This is a genomic window from Streptomyces mangrovisoli, from assembly GCF_000974985.2.
GTDB classification, from domain to species: Bacteria; Actinomycetota; Actinomycetes; order Streptomycetales; family Streptomycetaceae; genus Streptomyces; species Streptomyces mangrovisoli.
Genome location: NZ_LAVA02000125.1, coordinates 1 through 3510, shown reverse-complemented (window position 1 = coordinate 3510; position 3510 = coordinate 1). Strand labels below are relative to the sequence as shown.

Sequence of the window (3510 nt, the reverse complement as noted above, 5' to 3'; positions counted from 1 at the left end):
AGTACACCGCGTTGGCGACCAGGAAGTTGCGGACCTCACGGCGGCCGAAGTCGAACTCCAGCGTGCCCCAGTCGGGATGGGCGGCGCGCAGCGGGTCCTCGTGCTCGTACAGCGGCCGCCCGTCGAACTCGGCGAGCGCCCACTCGTCGCGCGGGAAGTGGGCCGGCACCCAGTCCATCAGCACACCGATCCCGGCGCGGTGCAGCGCGTCCACCAGGTACCTGAAGTCGTCCGGGGTGCCGAGGCGGGCGGTCGGGGCGTAGAAGCCGGTGACCTGGTAGCCCCAGGAGCCGCCGAAGGGATGCTCGGCGACCGGCATCAGCTCGACGTGCGTGAAGCCCAGGTCCTTCACGTACGCGGGGAGTTGGTCGGCGAGTTGACGGTACGTCAGTCCCGGCCGCCAGGACGGCAGATGCACCTCGTACACGGAGAACGCCGACTCGTGGGCCGGGGCGTCCGCGCGGCGGGCCAGCCACTGCGCGTCCTGCCACGCGTACGTGGAGGCGGTCACCACCGAGGAGGTGGCGGGCGGTGCCTCGGTGCGCCGCGCCATCGGGTCGGCGCGCTGCGTCTTCGAGCCGTCCGGGCGGGTGATCTCGAACTTGTACAGCTCGCCCTCGCCGATCCCCGGCACGAACAGCTCCCACACCCCGGAGGAGCCCAGCGAACGCATCGGGAACCCGGTGCCGTCCCAGAAGTTGAAGGTGCCGCAGACGCGGACGCCCCGGGCGTTCGGCGCCCACACGGAGAAGCGGGTGCCGGTCACGCCCTGGTGGGTCGTCGGATGCGCGCCGAGCACCTGCCACAGCTGCTCGTGCCGCCCCTCGCCGATCAGATGCAGGTCCAGCTCGCCCAACGTGGGCAGCATCGCGTAGGCGTCGGCGGTGTCGTGGACGGTTCCCTCGTACGTCACCAGCAGCCGGTGGCCGGGCACCTCCCGCAGCGGCAGCAGCCCGGAGAAGAACCCGTCGCCGTCGTCGTGCAGTTCGGCGCGCAGCTCCCCGGCGACGACGGTCACGGCGAGGGCGTACGGCCGGAACGCCCGGAAGGCGACCCCGCCGGGCACCGGGTGGGCGCCGAGCACGGAGTGCGGGTCGTGATGCTCGCCGCGCAGCAGCCGCTCGCGGTCGCCGGCGCCGAGGGCGGGGGAGACGGCGATCTCCGGGACGGCGTCCTCGGGTGCGACGGCGTCCTCGACGACGGCCTTGGCGACGGCCTTGGCGGCCGTCTTCTTCGCCTTCACCGGAGCGGCCTTCTTGGCCACCGCCTTCTTGGCCGCGGCCTTCTTCGTGCCGGCCTTCTTCGCGACGGCCTTCTCGGCCGCGGCCTTCTTCACCGAGGCCGCCTTCTTCGACGGGTCCGCCTTCTTCGGTTTCGCTGCGCTCGTTGTGCTCGGTGTGCTCGTTGTGCTCGGTTTCACCGTGCTCGGCTTCGCTGTGCTCGTCTCCTCGGCCGGGAGCTGCGGTTCCGGGCCACTGGACGGAGTACGGGGGGTCACGTGCGGCGCCTCCTCGGCGAAGAATGTGAGGTCAGATCAGGTCGGTGGTGGCCAGCCTGCGCACCGCGGCGAGCGGGACGGGCAGCCAGTCGGGGCGGTGCCGGGCCTCGTAGACCACCTCGTAGACGGCCTTGTCCGTCTCGTAGGCCCGCAGCAGTACGGGATCGGTGCGCGGGTCGCGGCCGCCGGCCTCCGCGTAGCCGGAGCAGTAGGCGGCCCGGCAGGCGGACGCCCACCGGCCGCCCCCGGTGCCCGCGGAGTGCGCCGCGTAGTCGAAGGAACGGAGCATCCCCGCGACATCGCGTGCCACCGGCTGCGGCATCCGCCGCTCGGCCAGCGGCTTCGAGGGTTCGCCCTCGAAGTCGATCAGCATCCACTCGCCGGAGGGCGCGCGCAGGCACTGCCCGAGGTGGAGGTCGCCGTGGCTGCGCTGGGCCGTCCAGGTCGTGCCCTCGGCGGCCAGGTCGGCCAGCGCCTCGAAGGCGGAGTACAGGCCGGGCACGAAGGGGTGCAGCGCGGGCACCGCCTGCGCGGCCGCCTCCAGCCGCTCGGTCATGCCGTCGGTCAGCAGCCGCATCTGGGCGTGGCCGAGCGTGACCGTGGGCAGCGCGCGGGCGAGCGCGGTGTGCACCTCGGCGGTGGCGCGGCCGAGGGCGCGTGCCTCGGCGGTGAAGTCCTCGCCCTTGGCCAGCTCGCGCAGCGCCAGCTCCCAGCCGTCGGCCGCGCCCTGCACGAAGGGCTGGAGCACGCCGAGGACGTACGGCTCCGGGGCGTCGGCCTCGGCCGTGAGCCAGGCTGTCGGCGCGGGCACCCGGGCGCAGCCCGCGCGGGCCAGGGCCAGCGGCAGTTCCAGGTCGGGGTTGGTGCCGGGGACGACCCGGCGCAGCAGCTTCCAGATGAGCCGGTCGCCGTAGACGACGGACGAGTTCGACTGTTCCCCGGTGATCAGCCGGGGCACGAGGCCCTCGCGGATCTCCTGCCGCGGATCGCGTTCGAAACGCAGCCCGCCGATGCGGGCCCGGGCGCGCAGCGCCTCCAGGAGCACCTCGGCGGGCCGGGGGTCGTACAGAGCGTCGTACACGGTGTGTCCGGCGAGGGGGCCCTCGGGGACATGTCCGATCAGCGCGGGCGCCAGCCGGGGCGGCAGCGCCTCGCGCTCGCCTATGAGTAGTTGGTAGCAGTCGCCTGGCCCTGCCGGGGCGCCCACGGCGGGCGGCTGCTGGGCCCGGACCAGAAGGTGGTGCAGGCCGAGCTTGCCGCCGGCCGGCAGCAGTTCGGTGGCCGCGACGAGCGAGAACCCGGTGACCGGCCGCCCCTTCCCCGCGAACCACCGTTGTCGCGGCAGCCACTCCCGCAACAGGGGATCCAACGACGCCAGGAGGCCGGTGCCGCTGGTGGTGACGGAGTGCGCGAGGGCTTCCGACATGGCGTCGCGTCCTTTCCGGGGACGGTCGCGGTGTGATGTGTTGCGTGCCCCGGGCGGAGCGGGGGAAACCCTCTCGAGCGGGGGGGCCTTCGGCCGAGTGACTCCCGTGCATTTTCTGCCTACATGACACAAGGGTGTCCACAGTCCGGCTCCAGAACCAGACAGGGACACCCTTGCGGCGGTACCGACCAGGATCGGTCGAGGTCCGCTCGTGCGGGGCGGGGGCGAGCCGTCGAAAGGGCGCAGGGGAACTCGCCATAGGGGTAGCGGGTTCCCCTGCGCCGGTCATGGGGATGCCCCGCGTCCGGCACGGGACGACCGAGGCCGACGAAGGCCGCCGTGAAGTCCGGCTCCGTCGAATGACCAAGATCAGGTTAGAGGACTTGTGAGCATCCTGGGAAGGGTGTGAAGGAATTGTGTAGCTCACAGGGGTGGAGGTGCGGTGAGGGCGCGGCGGGGCGGGCCGGCGACCCGGAGCGCCGCGCCCCGGTGTGTGCGCCTCGGCGCCTGGAACCCCGGCCGGGTTCCAGGCGACTCTCAGGCCGCGTCCCTGCGGAGCCGGAACCAGTAGAAGCCGTGGCCCGCG

2 protein-coding genes are annotated in these 3510 nt (G+C 73.0%); both read right to left on the bottom strand.

Annotated elements, in window-relative coordinates:
* A partial coding sequence (locus tag WN71_RS37060; protein WP_240529894.1) for a GlgB N-terminal domain-containing protein occupies positions 1-1498 on the bottom strand: 1498 nt, incomplete at its 3' end.
* 31 nt (positions 1499-1529) lie between these two features.
* Positions 1530-2924 carry a maltokinase N-terminal cap-like domain-containing protein gene (locus WN71_RS37055; RefSeq protein WP_071369930.1) on the bottom strand — a complete coding sequence of 465 codons (1395 nt, stop codon included), beginning with the start codon at positions 2922-2924 and terminating at the stop codon, positions 1530-1532.
* Positions 2925-3510 lie beyond the last annotated feature (586 nt).